23 protein-coding genes and 1 tRNA gene are annotated in these 20,983 nt (G+C 49.0%); 11 read left to right on the top strand and 13 right to left on the bottom strand.

Features of this window, described 5'->3' with window-relative positions:
* Positions 1-2 precede the first annotated feature (2 nt).
* The 13 genes from ACO0LC_RS04020 to ACO0LC_RS03960 all read right to left on the bottom strand — a co-directional run bounded on the left by ACO0LC_RS04020 (position 3) and on the right by ACO0LC_RS03960 (position 12,878).
* On the bottom strand, positions 3-362 hold the full coding sequence (locus ACO0LC_RS04020) for an NADH-quinone oxidoreductase subunit A (RefSeq protein ID WP_110253971.1): 360 nt from the start codon (positions 360-362) through the stop codon (positions 3-5).
* A gap of 113 nt (positions 363-475) precedes the next feature.
* Positions 476-560 (bottom strand) — tRNA-Leu (locus tag ACO0LC_RS04015).
* Between the two features lie 85 nt (positions 561-645).
* Positions 646-1,041: a preprotein translocase subunit SecG gene (secG, locus tag ACO0LC_RS04010; protein WP_423000852.1), complete on the bottom strand. Its 396-nt coding sequence runs from the start codon at positions 1,039-1,041 to the stop codon at positions 646-648.
* A 41-nt stretch (positions 1,042-1,082) separates the two neighbouring features.
* The gene (gene tpiA, locus ACO0LC_RS04005) at positions 1,083-1,826 is read right to left on the bottom strand and encodes a triose-phosphate isomerase (protein WP_423000849.1); all 744 of its coding nucleotides are present in this window, start codon (positions 1,824-1,826) and stop codon (positions 1,083-1,085) included.
* 188 nt (positions 1,827-2,014) lie between these two features.
* The gene (locus ACO0LC_RS04000) at positions 2,015-2,995 is read right to left on the bottom strand and encodes an NAD(P)H-quinone oxidoreductase (protein ID WP_423001045.1); all 981 of its coding nucleotides are present in this window, start codon (positions 2,993-2,995) and stop codon (positions 2,015-2,017) included.
* A 155-nt stretch (positions 2,996-3,150) separates the two neighbouring features.
* The gene (gene pnp, locus ACO0LC_RS03995) at positions 3,151-5,286 is read right to left on the bottom strand and encodes a polyribonucleotide nucleotidyltransferase (RefSeq protein WP_423000847.1); all 2,136 of its coding nucleotides are present in this window, start codon (positions 5,284-5,286) and stop codon (positions 3,151-3,153) included.
* A gap of 215 nt (positions 5,287-5,501) precedes the next feature.
* A complete protein-coding gene (gene rpsO / locus ACO0LC_RS03990) occupies positions 5,502-5,771 on the bottom strand; it encodes a 30S ribosomal protein S15 (protein ID WP_110253976.1) in 270 nt (89 codons plus the stop codon).
* A 131-nt stretch (positions 5,772-5,902) separates the two neighbouring features.
* Positions 5,903-7,441: a 2-isopropylmalate synthase gene (locus ACO0LC_RS03985; protein WP_423000845.1), complete on the bottom strand. Its 1,539-nt coding sequence runs from the start codon at positions 7,439-7,441 to the stop codon at positions 5,903-5,905.
* A 397-nt stretch (positions 7,442-7,838) separates the two neighbouring features.
* Positions 7,839-8,705: a CDP-diacylglycerol--serine O-phosphatidyltransferase gene (gene pssA, locus ACO0LC_RS03980; RefSeq protein ID WP_423000843.1), complete on the bottom strand. Its 867-nt coding sequence runs from the start codon at positions 8,703-8,705 to the stop codon at positions 7,839-7,841.
* A gap of 115 nt (positions 8,706-8,820) precedes the next feature.
* On the bottom strand, positions 8,821-9,258 hold the full coding sequence (locus tag ACO0LC_RS03975) for a hypothetical protein (protein ID WP_423000841.1): 438 nt from the start codon (positions 9,256-9,258) through the stop codon (positions 8,821-8,823).
* Positions 9,259-9,596: 338 nt separating this feature from the next.
* Positions 9,597-10,613 carry a ketol-acid reductoisomerase gene (ilvC, locus tag ACO0LC_RS03970; protein WP_423000839.1) on the bottom strand — a complete coding sequence of 339 codons (1,017 nt, stop codon included), beginning with the start codon at positions 10,611-10,613 and terminating at the stop codon, positions 9,597-9,599.
* A 58-nt stretch (positions 10,614-10,671) separates the two neighbouring features.
* The gene (ilvN, locus tag ACO0LC_RS03965; protein WP_110253980.1) at positions 10,672-11,163 is read right to left on the bottom strand and encodes an acetolactate synthase small subunit; all 492 of its coding nucleotides are present in this window, start codon (positions 11,161-11,163) and stop codon (positions 10,672-10,674) included.
* Positions 11,163-12,878 (bottom strand): acetolactate synthase 3 catalytic subunit, encoded by a 1,716-nt coding sequence (locus tag ACO0LC_RS03960; RefSeq protein ID WP_422950397.1) that lies wholly within the window; start codon positions 12,876-12,878, stop codon positions 11,163-11,165. The genes ilvN and ACO0LC_RS03960 overlap by 1 nt, the downstream gene beginning before the upstream one ends.
* Positions 12,879-13,408: 530 nt before the next feature.
* Between ACO0LC_RS03960 and ACO0LC_RS03955 the strand changes: the two genes are divergently transcribed.
* From ACO0LC_RS03955 to rarD, 11 genes are all read left to right on the top strand, one after another.
* Positions 13,409-13,981: an RNA polymerase sigma factor gene (locus ACO0LC_RS03955; protein ID WP_423000836.1), complete on the top strand. Its 573-nt coding sequence runs from the start codon at positions 13,409-13,411 to the stop codon at positions 13,979-13,981.
* Positions 13,978-14,394 (top strand): DUF3619 family protein, encoded by a 417-nt coding sequence (locus ACO0LC_RS03950; protein ID WP_423000834.1) that lies wholly within the window; start codon positions 13,978-13,980, stop codon positions 14,392-14,394. Before ACO0LC_RS03955 ends, ACO0LC_RS03950 begins: the two co-directional genes overlap by 4 nt.
* A 2-nt stretch (positions 14,395-14,396) precedes the next feature.
* Entirely contained in the window at positions 14,397-15,125 is a 729-nt protein-coding gene (locus ACO0LC_RS03945; RefSeq protein ID WP_423000832.1) for a DUF3106 domain-containing protein, read from the top strand.
* 4 nt (positions 15,126-15,129) lie between these two features.
* Complete coding sequence (locus ACO0LC_RS03940; protein ID WP_423000830.1) at positions 15,130-15,648, top strand: RDD family protein; 519 nt, start codon at positions 15,130-15,132, stop codon at positions 15,646-15,648.
* Positions 15,649-15,710: 62 nt separating this feature from the next.
* The gene (locus ACO0LC_RS03935; protein ID WP_423000828.1) at positions 15,711-16,382 is read left to right on the top strand and encodes a TetR/AcrR family transcriptional regulator; all 672 of its coding nucleotides are present in this window, start codon (positions 15,711-15,713) and stop codon (positions 16,380-16,382) included.
* Positions 16,379-16,960 (top strand): TIGR00730 family Rossman fold protein, encoded by a 582-nt coding sequence (locus ACO0LC_RS03930; protein ID WP_423000826.1) that lies wholly within the window; start codon positions 16,379-16,381, stop codon positions 16,958-16,960. The genes ACO0LC_RS03935 and ACO0LC_RS03930 overlap by 4 nt, the downstream gene beginning before the upstream one ends.
* Before the next feature lie 106 nt (positions 16,961-17,066).
* Positions 17,067-17,276, top strand: coding sequence for a DUF3460 family protein (locus ACO0LC_RS03925; RefSeq protein WP_423000824.1), 210 nt, complete (start codon positions 17,067-17,069; stop codon positions 17,274-17,276).
* 47 nt (positions 17,277-17,323) lie between these two features.
* Entirely contained in the window at positions 17,324-18,181 is an 858-nt protein-coding gene (locus ACO0LC_RS03920) for a segregation and condensation protein A (protein WP_423000822.1), read from the top strand.
* Positions 18,182-18,221: 40 nt separating this feature from the next.
* Entirely contained in the window at positions 18,222-19,061 is an 840-nt protein-coding gene (gene panC / locus ACO0LC_RS03915) for a pantoate--beta-alanine ligase (protein WP_423000820.1), read from the top strand.
* Positions 19,061-19,969, top strand: coding sequence for a cobalamin-binding protein (locus ACO0LC_RS03910; RefSeq protein WP_423000818.1), 909 nt, complete (start codon positions 19,061-19,063; stop codon positions 19,967-19,969). The genes panC and ACO0LC_RS03910 overlap by 1 nt, the downstream gene beginning before the upstream one ends.
* Positions 19,970-20,050: 81 nt before the next feature.
* Positions 20,051-20,947 (top strand): EamA family transporter RarD, encoded by an 897-nt coding sequence (gene rarD / locus ACO0LC_RS03905; protein WP_423000816.1) that lies wholly within the window; start codon positions 20,051-20,053, stop codon positions 20,945-20,947.
* Positions 20,948-20,983: the final 36 nt, after the last annotated feature.

The following is a 20,983-nucleotide window of genomic DNA, read 5'->3' as shown; positions in this document are numbered from 1 at the left end:
CATCACTCCCAATCCAGAGCGCCTTTTTTCCAGATGTACCAAAATCCAACGCCAAACTCGAGCACGAAGCCGAGCATAATCAGAAAACCTGTCCAACCCAGATCACGCATTGCCACCCCCCAAGGGAAGAAGAATGCCGTTTCCAAGTCAAACAAAATAAACAAAATCGCTACCAGGTAATAACGCACATCAAACTTCATGCGCGCATCTTCGAATGCCTCAAAACCGCATTCGTAAGCAGAATTTTTTTGTGAATCTGGTTTATAGGGAGCAAGAACACGCCCCAGAATTTGCGGCACCACACCAACGGCGATACCAACCAGAATAAAGAGAAGAACTGGGAAATAATTTTCGAGGTTCACGTTAGGCTACCTGTAATTGAATGCCAGATTGAAGCATTTATTTCCTAAGATCAAACCACAAGAAATAAAGCTTCCTCGACCGGGCCAGCAAAGAAAACTGACCCTATTTTTTTTGGTGCCGACGACGAGACTCGAACTCGTACAGCTTTCGCCACTACCCCCTCAAGATAGCGTGTCTACCAATTTCACCACGTCGGCTTAAGCCCAGCATTCTACTATGTATAGCCTCATTGTTCAACGCGCAATTGCAGCAATTCAACGTTTTTTGCTGGGCAAGATCAAATTATTTTGGAATCTGACCCGCTTGACCAGCGGAGGACGCTGATGCGGATGCTGCAGTTGCAGCAGAAGCCGCTGCTGGAGCACTGGCAGCAGCAGCATTTGCAGCCGGCTGAGTCACAGTAGTAACACCCTCCATCACACCACCAGAAGGCTTGCGAGCACCAGAACTAAACACTGCCAGCCCCAGCGTTGCTGCAAAAAATATTGCAGCAGCAACACCTGTTGCCTTGGACAGGAAATTGGAGGACCCTGTTGCACCAAACAGACTACCAGAAGCACCGGAACCGAAAGACGCCCCCATGTCAGCACCTTTACCGTGCTGCAACAACACCAGGCCAATAATTGCCAATGCCGACAGAATCTGAACAATAATGACCAACGTATGTAAAGTTTGCATTCAAAACATCCAAGAAAAAATTAAGTACTACAATAAATCAATCAACTGGCAGCAATAATCGCGAGAAAATCTTGCGACTTCAGTGCAGCACCGCCAATCAAACCACCATCAATATCGGGCATTGCCAATAACTCCCTGGCATTTTCCGGCTTCATGCTACCACCATACAAAATCTGTACTTTTTCTGCCGCACCAGCATCACGGGCGACTACTTGCTGACGCAGAAAATGATGCACCTCTTGCGCCATTTCCGGTGTTGCAGTTTTACCCGTACCGATAGCCCATACAGGCTCATAGGCAATCACCACACCACTCAGACTATCCAGCACATCCAGGACTGCATTCAACTGTGCAGCAACGACTGCATTGGTTTGGCCACTCTCACGCTGCTCCAGAGTCTCACCCACACAGACTATAGGCAAGACACCATGCTTCAACAATTGCTGGGCTTTATGCGCCACCAACTCATTTGTTTCAGCGTGATAAGCGCGACGCTCGGAATGTCCAACGATTGCATATTTGCATGCGCAGTCTTGCAACATTGCCGCAGAAATCTCGCCTGTATAAGCACCATGTGCATGCACAGACACATCTTGCGCACCCCAGGTGACAGCCGTACCATCGAGCAATTCTGCACATTGCGCAAAATACGGCGCAGGAGCACAAACCAATACATCGCAATGCACATTGGCAGGCAAACCCGCTTTGATTTCAGACAACAATGTACGGTTGGCAGCAAAACTACCGTTCATCTTCCAGTTACCGGCTATTAAGGTACGTCGCATAGTGGGCCAAAATATAAATAACCGTCTATTGTAGCCTCCGGCGCAAGCAGGGTCAAACCAGCAAGACCAGTTTTACATCAAGATTTGCCTCAAAGACATAATTACATCAGATATATGAACAATATAACAACGTAAAGAGTTATCGCCGCATTTAGTTAAAAAAACATCTGAAATTTTAAGACGCAAACTTAATCCAAAGCCAGCATGATCTTACCTATATGCGCCCCCTCTTCCATCATGGCATGAGCCTGAGCCGCCTGCTCCAGCGGGAAAACCTGATGTATGACCGGAGCGATCTGCCCAGATGCCAACAAGGGCCAAACGTGCTGCTGCAACTCTGCAGCGATTTTCGCCTTGAAAGCGACGGAACGCGGACGCAAGGTCGCCCCCGTCACCGTCAGACGCCTGCGCAAGACCTGCCCCAGATCAAGCTCCGCCGAATTACCGCCAAGCAGGGCAATAATGGCCAAACGCCCATCATCTGCCAGGCAATTGATTTCTTTTGACACATAGGAGCCAGCCACCATGTCGAGAATGACATCCACCCCTTTGCCAGCCGTTAATTCCTTGATGACATCAACGAAATTTTCAGTCTTGTAATTGATACCGCGCTCTGCACCCAGCTTTTCTGTCGCCCTGCACTTTTCATCCGATCCTGCTGTCGCAAACACTCTGTGACCCAGGGCTTTGGCAATTTGTATTGCTGCCACACCGATACCCGAAGTACCACCCTGCACCAGCAAGCTTTCGCCAGGTGACAGGTGCGCGCGCTGAAATACATTACTCCAGACCGTAAAATAAGTTTCCGGCAGCGAGGCTGCCTCCATCAAGGACAAACCGGCAGGCAGCTTCAAACACTGCCACGCAGGTGCTGCGCAATACTCAGCATATCCACCGCCCTGCACCAGAGCGCAAACCTGGTCACCCAACTCAAAACCACTGCCCTGCAGCTCACCTCCAACCACCTCACCCGCCACTTCCAGGCCCGGTAAATCAGATGCACCAGGTGGCACGGGATAAAAACCAAGGCGCTGCAAAACATCGGGGCGATTCACACCAGCCGCACTGACCTTGACCAATAATTCACCCTTGCCCGGCACTGGCACGGGCCTGCTACAAATCTGCAAGACTTCAGGCTTGCCATATTGGGTAATTTCTATTGCGCGCATTTCTGTTTTCATCATCAGCCTTTGGGTGAGTACAGCCTTATCAGCCACAATTGTAAGCCAATAAAAAAACGCCCGTGCAAGACGGGCGTTCCCAACTCTTACAGACAAGCAGACCGCCGAATTTAGTATCGACGGACTCCCGGGCTGCGAATTTATTACTGCTGCTGTTGCTGCTGTGGCTGAGCTTCAGTTTCAGAAGCTGCTGCTTTCATCGACAACTTGAAGCGACCACGGTCATCAGTTTCCAGTACTTTTACACGTACTTGCTGACCTTCTTTGAGGTAGTCAGCAACTGCATTCACGCGCTCATTGGCGATCTGGCTGATGTGCAGCAAACCATCTTTACCTGGCATGATTTGCACGATCGCGCCGAAGTCCAGCAATTTCAATACTGTACCTTCGTAGATCTTGCCAACTTCAACTTCTGCAGTCAGCTCTTCGATACGGCGTTTGGCTTCCTGGCCAGCTGCTGCATCAACAGAAGCGATAGTGACTACGCCTTCATCGCTGATGTCGATTTGCGTGCCTGTTTCTTCTGTCAGAGCACGGATCACTGCACCACCCTTACCGATAACATCACGGATTTTTTCTGGGTTGATTTTGATTGTGATCAGACGTGGAGCGAAGTCAGACAATTCGGTTTTACCGACTGGTACGGCCTCTTGCATTTTACCCAGGATATGGATACGACCCTCTTTGGCTTGCGCCAGAGCGACTTGCATGATTTCTTTAGTGATGCCCTGGATTTTGATATCCATTTGCAGGGCAGTGATGCCTTCTGCAGTACCAGCTACTTTAAAATCCATGTCACCGAGGTGATCTTCATCACCCAGGATGTCTGTCAGAACAGCAAACTTGTTGCCATCCTTGATCAAACCCATGGCGATACCGGCAACGTGCGCTTTCATCGGCACGCCAGCATCCATCAAAGCCAGGCAGCCGCCGCAGACGGAAGCCATGGAAGAAGAGCCATTGGATTCAGTAATTTCAGATACCAGACGAACGGAGTAGCTAAAATCTTCCGGATCAGGCAGAGCAGCTTGCAATGCACGTTTAGCCAGACGGCCATGACCGATTTCACGACGCTTAGGTGTGCCAACACGGCCTGTTTCGCCAGTAGCGAACGGAGGCATATTGTAATGCAGCATGAAGCGGTCAGAGTATTCCCCCATCAACGCATCAATTTTTTGCTCGTCACGGGCAGTACCCAGAGTAGCAATCACCAAAGCCTGAGTTTCACCGCGTGTGAACAGGGCTGTGCCATGCGTACGTGGCAAAACGCCAGTGCGTATAGTGATAGGACGCACAGTGCGGGTATCGCGACCATCGATGCGTGGCTCGCCTTCCAGGATTTGGGAGCGAACAATTTTCGCTTCCAGATCAAACAGGATATTGCCAACTTCAGATGAATCAGGAGCAGCTTCGCCTTTGGCAGCGGCTTGCTCAGCCAGTGCTGCAGCAACTGTAGACGTTGCCGCCTTCAATTGCTCAGTACGCGCTTGCTTTTCTTTAGTTTGATACGCAGTGCGCAACAGAGGCTCTGCCACTGCTGTAACAGCAGCGATCAGTGGCTCATTTTTTGCAGCAGGCGCCCATTGCACTTCAGGCTTGCCACCGTCACGTACCAGTTCATGGATCGCATCGATCACAGCTTTCATTTGCGTGTGACCGTAAACAACCGCGCCCAGCATGATTTCTTCAGACAATTGCTGTGCTTCAGACTCAACCATCAATACAGCTTGCTCAGTACCGGCAACAACCAGATCCAGCTTGGATTGCTTCAGTTGCGTTGCTGTTGGATTCAGTACATATTGGCCATCAATATAGCCTACGCGTGCTGCGCCAACCGGGCCGCTGAATGGGATGCCAGCGACAGAAATCGCTGCAGAAGCACCGATCATGGCAGCGATATCAGGATCGATTTCTGGATTGACGGACAATACATGGATGATGACCTGAACTTCGTTCAGATAGCCTTCTGGGAACAGAGGGCGGATAGGCCTATCGATCAAACGGGAAGTCAGTGTTTCTTTTTCTGATGGACGACCTTCACGCTTGAAGAAACCGCCAGGAATACGGCCGGCTGCGTAAGTTTTTTCCATGTAGTCCACGGTCAGAGGAAAGAAATCCTGACCTGGTTTTGCATCTTTCTTGGCAACGACGGTTGCCAGTACAACGGTATCTTCTATGGATACCAGGACTGCACCCGATGCCTGGCGAGCGATTTCGCCGGTTTCCAGTGTTACCTGGTGCTGACCATATTGGAAGGTTTTAGTAATTTTATTAAACACAATGTGTCCTTTCTATTTGCCGACAGATTTTCAGGCGCTGTCGTTCACCTCACCACGAGCAATCCGCCTGGACTGCTTTTTGCCTGTTTTTCAATATTTACATCAAAAACCGGGCTAAAACTGGGTAAAACCAAAACTCTAGATGGACAAAAAGCCTGCGACAGTGAACTGACGCAGGCTTTTTGCTACAAATCTTTTGCTAAATTCAGCAAGAATTACTTACGCAAGCCGAGTTTTTCGATCAGTGAGCGATAGCGATTCAAGTCTTTACCTTTCAGGTAAGACAACAGACTCTTACGACGGTTAACCATCATGATCAAACCACGACGTGAGTGGTGATCTTTAGAGTGTGCTTTGAAGTGACCATTCAGGTCATTGATGCGTGCAGTCAACAGAGCAACTTGCACTTCAGGAGAGCCTGTGTCGTTTTGACCACGGGCATTGTCCGCTACGATAGCGGCTTTTGCATTTTTTTCGATAGACATGATTTTCCTTAACATGCGATAACAATAGTCATATTAACTATACAAACCATCATTATCGTGACATAACAATTCCGCCGGAATGACAGAACGCGTGACTATAACACCGTTTTTAGCCAGAATCAAATCCGGGCTTAAATCTGTGGATTCAGCTTCTCGGTTTTTGATTGCAATTTATTCAATGCAGACAAATAAGCTTTCGCCGAAGCAACGACGATATCCGGATCAGCACCAACGCCGTTGACGATGCGGCCAGCCTTGGACAGACGCATAGTCACCTCACCCTGCGACTGCGTACCAGTGGTAATCGCATTCACCGAGAACAACAGCAACTCTGCCCCGCTCTGCACCTTGGAGTCGATGGCATTCACGATGGCATCAACCGGGCCATTGCCATTACCTTCGCATGTCACTTCTTTGCCTTCAGAAGTAAATACGACTTTGGCATAGGGCAGTTCACCCGTTTCTGAACGCTGAGACAAGGACACATAATGGAAGGCATCATTGTTATGCGCATATTCTTCGTCAGAAACCAGGGCCAGAATATCTTCGTCAAATATTTCAGACTTCCTGTCTGCCAATTCCTTGAAGCGAGCAAAAGCGGCATTGACTTCAGTTTCTGATTCCAGTGCGATACCCAACTCTTCCAAACGCTGCTTAAAGGCATTGCGACCAGACAATTTGCCAAGCACCAGTTTATTCGCGCTCCAGCCTACGTCTTCGGCACGCATGATTTCGTAAGTATCACGCGCTTTCAAAATACCATCCTGATGGATACCGGATGCATGGGCGAAAGCATTCGCGCCGACAACGGCTTTATTCGGTTGCACGGCAAAACCAGTGATTTGCGACACCAGCTTGGATGCAGGGACAATCTGGCTGATATCTATACCCAGTTGTAAATCGAAATAATCTTTACGTGTACGCACCGCCATGACGATTTCTTCCAGAGCCGTATTACCTGCGCGCTCACCCAGGCCATTGATGGTGCATTCAATCTGACGTGCACCACCTATCATAACGCCAGCCAGAGAGTTGGCAACTGCCATACCCAGGTCATTATGGCAATGCACGGACCAGACTGCCTTGTCCGAATTGGGAATGCGTTCACGCAAGGACTTCAGCATATTGCCGTACAGCTCAGGCACGGCATAGCCAACGGTGTCAGCAAAGTTAATCGTCGTTGCACCTTCTTTAATGACTGCTTCCAGCACGCGGCACAAGAAATCCATATCCGAACGGCTACCATCTTCAGGACTGAACTCCACATCATCTGTAAAGTTGCGGGCATAGCGCACGGCTTGTATGGCTTGCTCCAATACCTGATCCGGCGTCATGCGCAATTTCTTTTCCATATGCAAGGGAGAAGTTGCGATGAAAGTATGAATACGCTTGCGCTGCGCAGCCTGCAAGGCTTCTGCGGCACGGGCAATATCGCGGTCATTGGCACGCGACAAAGAGCAAATCGTCGAATCCTTGATGATGGAAGCAATCGCCTTGATGGACTCAAAGTCGCCCGGCGAGGCTGCAGCAAAACCGGCCTCAATCACATCAACCTTCATTCTTTCCAGTTGCTTGGCAATACGGATTTTTTCATCCTTGGTCATGGATGCACCAGGGGATTGCTCGCCATCACGCAAGGTTGTGTCGAATATGATGAGTTTGTCGGCCATGCTATTGCTCCTGATATAAATTAAAGTTTGAAATGTCGTAGGTGTAAAAACTGCAAACTGTGAATATTCTCCGGCCTACCCTTGCAAGACGCACATGGGTGGCGAGACTACTCAAATTGTGGGTATAGGGGGATTTAGCGCGTGAACGCTAGTAGAGATGCCAACAATAGCGATAGCAGACCAGACAGACCTGCCATAGTGTTTTTTGCTATTGATGTGGATATAGAATTCATGCAAAAGACTATAAGCGCAAAGGCAGAAAAGTGCAAGAATTTATAGCAGGAAAATCCTATTTTTATGAGGCAGAAAAGCAAAAAAGCCGCGATACATTTTTCGTATTGCGACTTTTCTTGAAAAACACCGAATTTAATCCGGAATTACGAGTTTTGATGCGAGCTTATTTATCATCATGGTGATGATCATCAACGCTGGTCTGCACGATACTGACCGGCCTGCCCTTGCGCCAACGCCACAGCAGGACGGCATAGCCAGACAAGCCATACAGGACAAACAAACCAAACAAGACCTTGGGTGGATCACTGACCACGGCAACATAAGCCAGCACGATAAGGAAAGGTGCAATGAATGGCACTGAACGACGCAGATTCACATCTTTGAAACTATAGAAAGGCACATTGGTCACCATCGTCAGACCAGCGAACAAGGTAATGCTCCAGGTACTCCAGCTCAGGTCGCGTCCAGGGAAATGCAAGTCTTCCATCAACAATATAAAGCCAGCAACCAATGCTGCCGCAGCGGGACTGGGCAACCCCTGGAAATAACGTTTGTCGACCACGCCTATATTGGTATTGAAACGCGCCAGGCGCAAAGCGGCCCCGGCACAATACACAAAAGCAGCCAGCCAGCCGAGCTTGTTCATACCCTTCAGCGACCACTCATAAGCCACTAGTGCCGGAGCCGCACCGAAGGAGATCATGTCTGACAAGCTATCGTATTGCGCCCCAAATTCACTCTGCGTATTGGTCATGCGCGCCACCCGACCATCCAGGCCGTCCAATACCATGGCGACAAATATTGCCAGGGCAGACTGGTCAAAACGCTGGTTCATTGCCATGACGATGGCATAAAAACCACAGAACAAGGCTGCGGTTGTAAAGGCATTAGGCAAAAGATAAATGCCACGTCGCGGCTTGACTGGCACATGCAGACCATCTGCTTGCGCACTTGCCTGCGTATTTTTACGCAAACCCTTAGGAAAGAGCTTAAAACTACCTTTGGGCTTACGTCTTTGTGTAGGTGCCATTCGTGATCTATAAAAAATTACCCAAATTACATGAGTAAGATATGAAAAGTGGGCGAAGTATAACGCCGATTATCTTTGATGAAAACAATGTTAATGCCGTAAGCAAAGCAGCTTTCTAATTCATCCCAGTTTGCTTACCCAGTAATTCATGCAACCATTGCCTGGCCTCATCCGCTTCATCAAAGAAGGCATATGCGCAAACACCCTCATAAATACGTTTAAACGCAGACTCAACAACACCACGCCCAGCAACATCCGGAGTGGCAACTACAACATTGGCGATACAAGCAAAAGTAGTTACTCCATTCGCGGTAATACGCCCAAGCTCTTCCATGCCTTCAGGCGTGCTGAGCATGGACTTCTTGATAATAGCCAGCCCTGCCCAAGGGCCGCCATGCATTAATTGCAAGGAATAAGGGCGTACTGCGGCACCCCACTGACGTACCAACTCAACATTCCAGGGGCCTGACACTTCTGTCACCAAAATCCGGCCCTCAAGATAAATCTTGAATTGGCCGTGAGGCGGAAACGCGGTTTCCGTTTGCTGATCCATGGGCATCACCTGATTTCATCTTCTTTTCAAGATTCTAATCCATCTATATTGCGAGCAAGGAAAACTTCAGGCAGTTGCAACATTAAGTAGCAATCTACAAAAACCAAAAGCCGCCCACGTGGACGGCTTTTAGCCTTCGAGCTGCGTGCGCCTGCGAGCGCACACTAGATGATGCCCGGCGATCTTAAAGATTAGTTCTTTGATTGATCAACCAGTTTGTTTTTAGCAATCCAAGTGCACTTAAAGACGTAAAGAAAATCGCCCTGCGGGCGATTTTTAGTCTTTGAGCTGCGTGCGCCTATGAGCGCACGCTGGATGATGCCCGGCGATCTCAGCAATTAGTTCTTGCTTTGATCAACCAGTTTGTTTTTGGAGATCCAAGGCATCATGGCACGCAATTTCGCACCCACTTCTTCGATTTGATGCTCGGAAGTCAAACGGCGGCGGGAGATCAAAGTCGGTGCGCCGGCTTTGTTTTCCAGGATGAAGCTCTTCGCGTATTCACCAGTCTGAATATCTTTCAAGCATTGACGCATGGCGTTTTTAGTGTCTTCTGTAACGACTTTAGGGCCAGTCACATATTCGCCGTATTCTGCATTGTTGGAGATCGAGTAATTCATGTTGGCGATACCGCCTTCATAGATCAGGTCAACGATGAGCTTCAATTCATGCAGGCATTCGAAGTAAGCCATTTCTGGTGCATAACCAGCTTCAACCAGGGTTTCGAAACCAGCCTTGATCAGTTCAACCGCGCCACCGCACAGAACCGCTTGCTCACCGAACAAATCAGTCTCTGTTTCTTCACGGAAGTTGGTTTCGATGATGCCAGCACGGCCACCGCCGTTCGCCATCGCGTAAGACAAGGCGATGTCACGGGCGGAACCGGATTTATCCTGATACACAGCGATCAGGTGAGGCACACCGCCGCCTTGGCTATAAGTACCACGTACAGTATGGCCTGGTGCTTTAGGGGCGATCATGATGACGTCAAGATCGGCGCGTGGCACAACTTGACCGTAGTGAACGTTGAAGCCGTGGGCAAATGCCAGCACTGCGCCTTGTTTGGCGTGAGGCGCAACGTTTTCAGCATACACCTGGGCGATGTTTTCATCTGGCAGCAAGATCATGATGACGTCAGCAACTTTGACTGCGTCGTTCACTTCAGCCACATTCAGACCGGCATTTTTTGCCTTGTCCCATGAAGCGCCGCCTTTACGCAGGGCGACAGTCACTTTACAGCCGGAATCATTCAAGTTCTGTGCGTGTGCATGACCTTGAGAACCGTAGCCGATGATAGCAACGTTTTTGCCTTTGATCAGAGAGAGATCACAATCTTTGTCGTAGAAAACTTTCATTTTGTATCCTAATAATTAAGTATTTTTGTAGGGGATGGCGTATGCCTGAAACTATTTTTTAAACCTTGAGGATGCGTTCGCCGCGTCCTATGCCTGAACCACCGGTACGTACCGTTTCCAGAATTGCCGTGCGGTCGATTGAATCGATGAAAGCATCCAATTTACCTTTATTACCGGTCAATTCTATGGTGTAGGTCTTTTCGGTGACGTCGATGATGCGGCCACGGAAAATATCTGCGGTGCGCTTCATTTCTTCGCGCTCCTTGCCGACCGCTCTTACCTTGATCAGCATCAGTTCGCGTTCTATGTGCGCGCCCTCAGTCAGATCAACCACCTTGACTACCTCAATCAGGCGGTTCAAATGTTTGGTGATCTGTTCGATGATGTCGTCAGAACCAGAGGTCACGATCGTCATACGCGACAGAGTCGGGTCTTCAGTCGGTGCAACCGTCAGGGTTTCAATGTTATAGCCGCGCGCAGAAAACAGACCAACCACACGGGACAAGGCACCGGCTTCATTCTCAAGAAGGATGGAAATAATATGTCTCATTACAGATCCTCCGAACCAAGCAACATTTCAGTCAAGCCCTTGCCTGCTTTGACCATAGGCCAGACATTCTCAGTTTGATCAGTAATGAAGTTCATGAATACCAGCCTGTCTTTCATGGCAAAGGCTTCACGCACTGCGCCATCGACGTCTGCCGGGTTTTCTATCTTCATGCCGACGTGACCATAGGCTTCCACCAGCTTGGTGAAGTCAGGCAAAGAGTCCATGTAAGACTCAGAATAGCGTGAACCATAATCAATCTGCTGCCACTGCCTGACCATGCCAAGGAAACGGTTGTTCAACAAGATGATTTTTGGTGTCAGGTGATATTGCTTGCAGGTTGCCAGCTCCTGTATACACATCTGTATCGAGGCTTCCCCAGTGATACAGGCCACCGTCGCATCCGGGTTAGCCATCTGCACACCCATGGCATATGGCAAACCTACGCCCATAGTACCCAGACCACCAGAATTGATCCAGCGACGTGGTTTATCAAAGCGGTAGTATTGCGCAGCCCACATCTGATGCTGACCTACGTCCGAGGTCACAAAGGCATCGCCCTTGGTGACTTCCCAGACTTTTTCAACCACGGACTGCGGTTTGATGACTTCATTTGAAGTCGGGTATTTCAGGCATTCACGGCCACGCCATTCATTGACCTGCTTCCACCAGGTAGCCAGCGCCTTGGGATCAGGACGTGTCTCAACTGCACTCAGTTGTGACAGCATTTCCTGCAAGACGTCTTTGACATTACCCACGATAGGAATATCAACCTTGACGCGCTTGGAAATCGACGAAGGATCAATATCAATATGAATGATCTTGCGTGGATGCGAAGAGAAATGCTTAGGATTGCCGATCACACGGTCATCAAAACGAGCACCAATGGCGATCAGCACATCACAGTGCTGCATGGCCATATTGGCTTCGTAAGTACCATGCATGCCTGGCATGCCGACGAATTTTTCATCGCTGGCACGGTAGGCACCCAGACCCATCAGGGTATTGGTACATGGAAAACCGAGCAGATCGACCAACTTGTTCAGCTCCGGCGCAGCATGCGCGAGTATCACGCCGCCACCGGTATAAATCATGGGACGTTCAGCCTGCAACAGCAGTTGCACAGCCTTGCGAATTTGACCTGCATGCCCTTTATCGACTGGCTTGTAAGAGCGCATTTCGACTTCTTTAGGGTAGCTATAGGTAGTTTTGTGCATGCTGATATCCTTGGGGATATCCACCAGCACCGGGCCCGGACGACCTGTCGTTGCAATATAGAATGCTTTTTTGACGGTCTCGGCCAGGTCCCTGACGTCTTTCACCAAAAAATTATGCTTTACGCAGGGACGGGTAATACCAACGGTGTCACATTCCTGGAAAGCATCCTGGCCGATAACGGCACTGGGCACCTGACCTGAAATGATCACCATGGGAATCGAATCCATATAAGCAGTTGCCAGCCCGGTTACCGCATTGGTAACACCAGGTCCGGAAGTGACCAGAGCCACGCCTACTTTATTGGAGGAACGGGAATAAGCATCAGCAGCATGAACTGCAGCCTGCTCGTGACGCACCAGGATGTGTTGAAACTTGTCCTGATTGAAGATTGCATCATAGATATAGAGTACGGCACCACCCGGATATCCGAATACATGCTCAACACCCTCTTCGGCAAGACACTTGACAAGTATCTCTGCGCCTGTAAATTCTGAACTCATAAATTGTGTCCTTTCAAGGTCCATAGGAGATTGATCGGATGTTCTTTCCTGGCGAAATCGACATGTAAATACCGGAAAGCTGAGATCCCTTTACGTGCGGTCACATTCCCCTTTACACATCCGTTGGATATGGTGCCAGGCAAGGCTTAGTGCACTCGTTCAATCAGTATTAAGGCTTTTACAAGGACAGACTTCTCACGCTTGTGGCATGGGTCAGAACAAACAGCTTCTTAAAGCGAACTTGTCGGCGACAGCATTGTGAGCCGTTCCAGGCAAGTATTTTGTGCTCCGAGATTTTGGAGCGGACTCAAACAGTACTGCGTCGCAGCAATTTGGTCAAGGAAAATTCTATAAGAAAAGAAACTTATTTAGCTTTAAAATGTTAGTGAATGACAAGAAATCACAAAATTCAGGACATAAGCACGTATTTTTGCTAGCATGTGCGCAATTTTGCATGGTCAGATCCTTCGAAAAGTTAAAAAAAGGGGCTGAACCTGCTATAAACAACGTAAAGCGCGTAACTGCCAACAATGGCCACAGACAAAGAATTATCCAGCTTTTTGGAAGGTGTAGAGCGTCGCGCCTTTAAACATGCTGTCTATACCGTAAGAAATGAAGAATCTGCTCTGGACATCGTCCAGGAAGCAATGATTAAGCTCGCCGAAAAATATGGTGACAAGCCAGCGGCAGAATTGCCCATGCTGTTTCAGCGTATATTACAAAATACCATTCTGGATTTTTTTCGCCGCGAAAAGGTCAGAAACACTTGGGTCAGCTTATTTTCCAGCATTACACCATCCAATAATCAAGATGATGATAATTTTGACTTATTGGAAAGTTATGCCGCAGAAGATGGTACGGAAGCATCAGAATCCAGCGCCGACAAGATAGAACGTGAGCAAGTTCTCAATATAATTGACGAAGAAATAAAAAAGCTTCCAGCACGTCAACGGGAAGCCTTTCTCATGCGTTATTGGGAAGACATGGATGTAGCGGAAACCGCCGCTGCAATGGGTTGTTCCGAGGGTAGCGTCAAAACACACTGTTCCCGGGCAACACACGCATTAGCTGTCACGCTCAAGGCTAAAGGAATTCACCTATGAACTATTCAAAAGAAGCGAAAGACCTTGAATTTGCTTACAAGGTAAGAAGAGCGCTGAATGAGTCAGCGGAAAGCCTGCCTACCCCCACCTTGGACAGGCTGGCTCAGGCGCGCAAACTGGCTTTGACACGCAAGAAACAAGAAGCACCTGTAACTGTACAAGTATTAAAGGGCGCATTTGCTGGCAATTCTGGCTTTTCTTTCCAGGGCCCAGGCTCGTGGATGGGTAAACTGGGCCTGGCATTGCCTTTACTGGTTTTGGTTGTTGGCTTGCTGGGTATTTACGAATACGAACAACAGCAAAACATCAATGAACTGGCAGATATTGATACCGCCGTTCTGGTTGATGAATTGCCGCCAGCTGCTTATGTTGACACCGGGTTCAGTGCTTATTTGAACAAAACTGAGGAGTAGTAGTGAGGTTAGCTTTAATACCGAAATCTATTTGTTTTGTTATTATTTCTCTTGCAATACCGCTGGCTTTGGCTGGCGGTATTTCTGTTCCTGCGTCCATGGCACAAAGCACTGGCAAGCCAGCTACTGGCTTACTGGGTGGCAGCACGCTGAGCAAACCCTTGTGGACTGAACTTAGCCCTGTGCAGAAACAGGCTTTGGCACCACTCAGCCCGGAATGGGACAAAATGTCCGAACTGGGTAAGAAAAAATGGCTGGAAATTGCCAATCGCTATGCAGCGATGAAACCGGATGAGCAGGCCAGATTGCAAGAGCGCATGCGTGACTGGGTGAAATTGACGCCAGAGCAACGCATGGCCGCCCGTGAAAATTACGCAAAATCAACACAACTCAAGCCTGAGCATAAATCTGCACAGTGGCAACAATACCAACAGTTAAGCGAAGAAGAAAAAAAACGTCTGGCTGATGAGAATCAAAAAAAGAAAAGCGTGACAAATTTATCATCTGACTCCGTCAAGAATCCAAAGATCCTGGCGCCCATCAAAGTTGGCCCCAAGCTTGCTACGAGTCCAGCTCTGCCTGCTGTTAAGGTAGTTACTCCCGCTGCTGTCGTCACTGCCGCACCTGCCTCGACAGCTACCGCCTCTCCCGCAGGCAACGCTGCACCCGCATCCAGCGTGGCCGATTCAACAACAGCGAGTAACCCTGCGTCCCAAGGACCAGGCAAGTAATCCTGTGAATTCTGATCTGACTGCACCAGCTATACGCCGCCGCCTCATTTGCATGGTCTATGAGGCCATGCTCTTGTTTGGTATTGTTTTTGTCTCCGACTTTTTATTTGATGTTATCACTCAGAGTCGCCATGCTTTAGCGTTGCGCCATGCCCGCCAATTTTGGCTATTCCTGGTGATCGGTGCTTATTTCGTGTTTTGCTGGAGTCGCAGTGGTCAAACCCTGGCCATGCAAACCTGGCGCATCAAAGCAACGGATCTGGACGGCGGCAAATTACCTGTTGTCAAAGCCATAGTCCGTTATTGTCTGGCCTGGATGTGGTTTTTACCCGCCATGGGACTGGTTTACCAATTAAACCTGAAAGAATGGAAAATGGCAGGCGTAGTTCTGGTCGGCATGCTGGCCTGGGCTTATACAGCACGGCTGAGCAAAGATGGTCAGTTCCTGCATGACAGGCTGGCCAAGACCAGATTGATCCATATTCCCTCAGAAAATGAGCTGAAAGCACAGTCCGAAGCCTGATACTCTTTTGATGTTGGGCTTTCAATGTTATTCTTATGAAATAATTTATCGAGAAGAATGACATGCAACACAAAGCTCCTCGTCGCACCAGGGAACGCATATTAGAGCTATCCCTGCGCCTTTTCAATGAGTTCGGTGAACCGAATATCACCACGACTGTGATCGCGGAGGAAATGAATATTTCCCCCGGCAATCTTTATTATCACTTTCGCAATAAAGACGATATCGTCAATTCCATCTTTGTGCAGTTTGAGGCGGAGATTAATAAGAAATTAGCCTTCCCTGAAGGACGTAAAGCCAATATTCAGGATATCTGGACTTATCTGCACCTGACTTTTGAACTGGTCTGGCGCTACCGTTTTTTCTATCGCGACCTGAATGACCTGCTCTCCAGGAATCGCAAGCTGGAACTCAATTTCAAAGAGATATTGACGCACAAGATCAAGGTGGCGACCGGACTTTGCACCGGCCTGCGTGCCGACGGTGAGTTTGAAGCCAGCGATATCGATATTGATGCCCTCGCCACCAATATGGTGGTAGTGGCGACTTACTGGTTGTCCTATGAATATGTGCGCAACCCTCGCAAATATACAGAATTGCAAACCATGTCCGAGTCGCTGGCGCGCGGCTGCTATCAAGTCATCGTCCTGATCAGCCCTTACCTGCGTGGTGAAACCAAGAATGTCTTCGAGAAACTGTCGCAAGACTATTTGCGTAAAATGAATCCTACATGAAGAAGATTTGCGTTTATTGCGGCTCCTCGCCCGGCATCACGGAAGACTATGCCATTGCCGCTCGCCAATTGGCAGCCGAACTGGTTGGGCAAGACCTGGGACTGGTGTATGGCGGTGGCAATGTAGGCTTGATGGGTATTATCGCGGACGAAGTCCTGCGTCTGGGTGGGCATGTCACTGGGGTAATACCACAAGCCTTGATGGATAAGGAAGTTGGTCATACCGGCCTGAGCAAACTGCACATTGTTGCCAACATGCATGAACGCAAGGCCATGATGGCCGACTTGTCCGACGCATTTATCGCCATGCCAGGTGGCATAGGAACATTGGAAGAATTGTTTGAAGTCTTGACCTGGTCACAACTGGGGTTTCATGAAAAACCAATCGGTTTATACAATACCAATCATTTTTACCAAAAATTGCATGATTTCCTGTTGCATACGGTGGAGCAAGGTTTCTTGCGCCCCGCCCATCTGGATTTACTCTATATAGAAACAGATCCGGCTCAACTATTACAGAAATTTGCTGAGTATCGCCCCAAACATGTCAAAAAGTGGCTGGAAGTCAAAGATCTTTGATTTTATTGGCGCAATTGAATCTTTACTCAAGGGGCAAAACACCATAGTCAGGTCAAAAGCAGAGTAAAATGCGGCTTCATCCGACTTTTTGTGTTTATTTCAAATTATGAAATTCTCCAAGCAATTCTCGCTGTACGAATCCGAAGCAACCAACTTCATCAAAGACTTGAAAAAAGCCAATCCTGCGCTGGAGCAAAGCCAGCGCGATGGCCGTGCCCTGCTGTGGGACAAGCAAGCGATCGATCTGGATACGCAAAAGCGCACTGAGGAATCACGTATCAATCAGCAAGCTTATGTGTATCAAAACAAGGGCTGATTAAGCCCGCTTGATACCCTGCCATATTGCAATAATCCGAAAAGCTTGTGACTACCACAACTGCTTTAACGCCAAGCGATTTACCTCTGGTTGGCACAGTCGACAGCACACCTGATGTGGTCGATGGTTTGGCGTTTGCCAAACTATATGGCGAGCCTTTGTTCAAGCTGCCAAATGATCTGTATATCCCGCCTGATGCGCTGGAAGTATTCCTGGAAGCATTTGAAGGCCCGCTGGACTTGCTGCTTTATCTGATACGCAAGCAGAACTTCAATATCCTCGACATCCCGATGGCGCAAGTCACGCTGCAATATTTGCAGTATGTCGAGCAGATACGCAAACACAATCTGGAACTGGCAGCTGAATATTTGCTGATGGCGGCCATGCTGATAGAAATCAAGTCGCGCATGCTGCTGCCGTCGAATAAAAACAAAGACAGCGAAGAAGCCGATGACCCACGCGCAGAGCTGGTGCGTCGCCTGCTGGAATACGAGCAAATGAAGCTGGCCGCCTACGACTTGAATGCAGTGCCGCAACTGGGTCGCGACTTCTTGCATGCCCAGGTCTTTGTAGAACAAAACACGGTACTGCATTGGCCACATGTCGATATCGCCGACCTGCAATCTGCCTGGGCCGATGTACTGAAACGCGCCACGCTGGTGGCTCACCACAAAATCAGCCGCGAAGAACTCTCGGTGCGCGCACACATGACCGGTATTTTACGCAAGTTGCAGTCTTCCAAATTTGTAGAATTCTCCGACCTGTTTGACATCAGCCGCGGTGCGCCAGTGCTGGTCGTAAATTTTGTTGCCTTGCTTGAGCTGGCCAAAGAAACCCTGATAGAAATCACCCAGGCTGAAGCCTTCGCACCTATCTATGTGCGCCTGGCCTATTCAGCTGCCTGATCGCATTGAATAAAACTACTCCTCACTATAGAGCCGTAACATGAAAATCATTTCCTCCATTGAAGAATTGCGCGACCAACTGAGTGGACAATTGCGTACTGCATTTGTGCCTACCATGGGCAATTTGCATGAAGGGCATTTATCCCTGATGCGACTGGCAAAAAAGCATGGTGACCCGGTTGTCGCCTCGATTTTCGTGAATCGCCTGCAGTTTGGCCCGAATGAAGATTTCGATAAATATCCACGCACTTTCCAGGCTGACGTAGAGAAGCTGGAAAAAGAAGGCGTGTATGTCTTGTTTGCCCCTACTGAAAAAGACTTATATCCAGAACCGCAAGAATACCGCGTGCGCCCACCAGATGACCTGGGCAATATTCTTGAAGGTGAATTCCGCCCCGGGTTCTTTACTGGTGTCACCACAGTCGTATTAAAACTGTTTTCTTGCGTGCAGCCACGCGTTGCAGTGTTCGGTAAAAAAGATTATCAGCAGCTCATGATAGTACGCAATATGAGCAAGCAATTTGCGTTGCCGACTGAAATCATCGCCGCAGAAACTTTCCGCGCAGAAGATGGCCTGGCCCTGTCTTCTCGTAATATGTATCTGTCGCCAGAAGAGCGTGCCGAAGCACCTGCCTTGTATAAAGTCTTGAATGAAGTCGCAGCAGAAGTGCGCGGTGGTCATCTGGATATGTTTGAACTTGAACGTCAAGCCATGGCAAAACTGGCTGCACGCAACTGGAAACCGGATTACATCTCGATACGCAAACGCTGCGACCTGCAACCACCATCTGCAGGTGACATTGCTCAACAATCCCCGCTGGTTGTTGTGGCTGCTGCTAAACTGGGCGGCACGCGTCTGATCGATAATCTGGAAATCTGATGCGCTTGCCACAAGCACTGCAATCCACAGTCAAATTGGTCGCCAGCAGCACTGCGGTGGCAGCCTGCCTTGCATCCACCGCTGCGTTTGCATCCATCACCGTGCTCGATGATGCGCAACGCCAGGTCACTGTAGATAAACCTGTGCAGCGCATCGTCAGTTTGGCGCCGCATATTACGGAGTTGCTGTTTGAGGCTGGTGCTGCCAACAATATCATTGCCGTCACTGATTACAGCGACTACCCGGAAGCAGCAAAAAAACTGCCGTCCATAGGGAATATTTTTGCCCTGGATCTGGAACGTCTGCTTGCCCTCAAACCTGACCTGGTCATCGTCTGGGGCACCGGCAATGCAAAAATCCTGGCCAATAAATTGCGCAGCAACCACATCACTGTCTTTGAAAGTGAACCGCATAATTTTGAAATGGTGGCTACCTCGATAGAGAGGTTGGCGACATTGGCTGGCACTGACAATGCAGGCAAAGCCAATGCACAAAAGTTCAGGCAGCGTCTCGACAGTCTGCGCAAGACTTATCAATTGCCCGGTTCAGCAACACCGGTCAGCGTGTTTTATCAAATGATACGCAGGCCACTGATGACCATCAATGATACGCATATGGTGTCCGACTCCATACGCCTGTGTGGTGGCAAAAATGTATTCGGCCAACTCAAAGACCTGAGCTCCACTATCACCAATGAAGCAGTGCTGGCTGCCAATCCGGACGTCATATTCAGCAGTGGCGAAAATATCGACAGCATGACGGACTGGAAGCAATACCCTGTCCTGACAGCAGTAAAGAAAAACAATTTTTATGCCGTCAAAGGCGATTGGCTCAATCGCGCCGGACCACGCATACTCGATGGTACCGAAGCTTTGTGCAAACACCTGGCCGCAGCAAGAAACAAATAGACGCTGACAGCAAACAATTTCTTTTCAAGCGATAATGGTAGCCTTGCTTGCTGCTGCAAGCTTTATTGTTGATTGCTACTCATGCGCCAAGGTATCTTGTTTGCAGGCTCTGCTTATTTTCTCTGGGGCCTGTTTCCCATCTATTTCAAAACCTTGTACGATGTCCCGGCACTGGAAATTTTACTCAACCGCATGCTGTGGTCACTGTTATTTCTACTAGGTGTTTTGACCTGGCGCAAGCAATGGACATGGGTGAAAGGTGCAGCACAACAACCGAAACTGATTGCCGGTTTTGCCCTGAGCGCCCTGCTCTTGTCAGCCAACTGGTTTGTGTATATCTGGGCAGTCAATCATGGTCACATTGTTGATGCCAGCCTGGGCTATTTCATCACACCTCTGGTCAATATTCTCATCGGTTCAGTCTGGCTGCGCGAAAAGCTGCGCCCCGGCCAATGGTTGTCGGTGGCACTGGCGGCAACGGGTGTTGCCTGGTTGACCATGCAAACCGGCCATCTGCCCTGGATAGGTCTGGTACTGGCAATGACATTTGGCACCTACGGCTTGCTGCGCAAGACCTCTGCATTGGGCGCGCTAGAAGGCTTGTCGCTGGAAACTGCCCTGCTCTTTCCATTTGCCTTTGGCTGGTTATGCTGGATGACTTTTCAAGGACAAAACAGCTTTATCGCCAGCAGCGTGGATATCAAGATGCTACTACTCATTAGTGGCCCAATTACCGCCATCCCCTTGTTACTATTTGCCGCAGGGGCCAGGCGCATTCCCATGACGACACTGGGATTACTGCAATACATCTCGCCCCTGGTGCAATTACTGCTAGGCGTATGGCTTTATCATGAACCTTTCGATTCCAACAAATTGACAGGCTTTATCGCTATATGGACTGCACTCATTGTGTATTCCTGCGAGGGTCTTTGGAATAACTTCAGATCATCCGAAAGCAAGGCAAATCCATCAGCCTGATTTGAAGGGCTGCCCTAAAAATCGAGCTGCCCTTCA

Source organism: Undibacterium sp. JH2W (assembly GCF_049340425.1).
GTDB lineage: Bacteria > Pseudomonadota > Gammaproteobacteria > Burkholderiales > Burkholderiaceae_D > Undibacterium.
Note: the sequence above shows the minus strand (reverse complement) of the source record. Positions and strands in the feature narration are given on the sequence as shown.

Excerpts from the sequence above, each read along its gene's own strand:
- ACO0LC_RS03985 (WP_423000845.1), bottom strand. The coding sequence starts at position 7,441 with ATGGCCGACAAACTCATCATATTCGACACAACCTTGCGTGATGGCGAG.
- ACO0LC_RS03955 (WP_423000836.1), top strand. The coding sequence starts at position 13,409 with ATGGCCACAGACAAAGAATTATCCAGCTTTTTGGAAGGTGTAGAGCGT.
- ACO0LC_RS03910 (WP_423000818.1), top strand. The coding sequence starts at position 19,061 with ATGCGCTTGCCACAAGCACTGCAATCCACAGTCAAATTGGTCGCCAGC.
- rpsO (WP_110253976.1), bottom strand. The coding sequence starts at position 5,771 with ATGTCTATCGAAAAAAATGCAAAAGCCGCTATCGTAGCGGACAATGCC.
- ilvN (WP_110253980.1), bottom strand. The coding sequence starts at position 11,163 with ATGAGACATATTATTTCCATCCTTCTTGAGAATGAAGCCGGTGCCTTG.
- rarD (WP_423000816.1), top strand. The coding sequence starts at position 20,051 with ATGCGCCAAGGTATCTTGTTTGCAGGCTCTGCTTATTTTCTCTGGGGC.
- ACO0LC_RS03930 (WP_423000826.1), top strand. The coding sequence starts at position 16,379 with ATGAAGAAGATTTGCGTTTATTGCGGCTCCTCGCCCGGCATCACGGAA.
- secG (WP_423000852.1), bottom strand. The coding sequence starts at position 1,041 with ATGCAAACTTTACATACGTTGGTCATTATTGTTCAGATTCTGTCGGCA.
- ACO0LC_RS03935 (WP_423000828.1), top strand. The coding sequence starts at position 15,711 with ATGCAACACAAAGCTCCTCGTCGCACCAGGGAACGCATATTAGAGCTA.
- ACO0LC_RS03960 (WP_422950397.1), bottom strand. The coding sequence starts at position 12,878 with ATGAGTTCAGAATTTACAGGCGCAGAGATACTTGTCAAGTGTCTTGCC.
- pssA (WP_423000843.1), bottom strand. The coding sequence starts at position 8,705 with ATGGCACCTACACAAAGACGTAAGCCCAAAGGTAGTTTTAAGCTCTTT.
- ACO0LC_RS03925 (WP_423000824.1), top strand. The coding sequence starts at position 17,067 with ATGAAATTCTCCAAGCAATTCTCGCTGTACGAATCCGAAGCAACCAAC.
- ACO0LC_RS03975 (WP_423000841.1), bottom strand. The coding sequence starts at position 9,258 with ATGGATCAGCAAACGGAAACCGCGTTTCCGCCTCACGGCCAATTCAAG.
- ACO0LC_RS04000 (WP_423001045.1), bottom strand. The coding sequence starts at position 2,995 with ATGCGCGCAATAGAAATTACCCAATATGGCAAGCCTGAAGTCTTGCAG.
- ACO0LC_RS03950 (WP_423000834.1), top strand. The coding sequence starts at position 13,978 with ATGAACTATTCAAAAGAAGCGAAAGACCTTGAATTTGCTTACAAGGTA.
- ilvC (WP_423000839.1), bottom strand. The coding sequence starts at position 10,613 with ATGAAAGTTTTCTACGACAAAGATTGTGATCTCTCTCTGATCAAAGGC.
- tpiA (WP_423000849.1), bottom strand. The coding sequence starts at position 1,826 with ATGCGACGTACCTTAATAGCCGGTAACTGGAAGATGAACGGTAGTTTT.
- panC (WP_423000820.1), top strand. The coding sequence starts at position 18,222 with ATGAAAATCATTTCCTCCATTGAAGAATTGCGCGACCAACTGAGTGGA.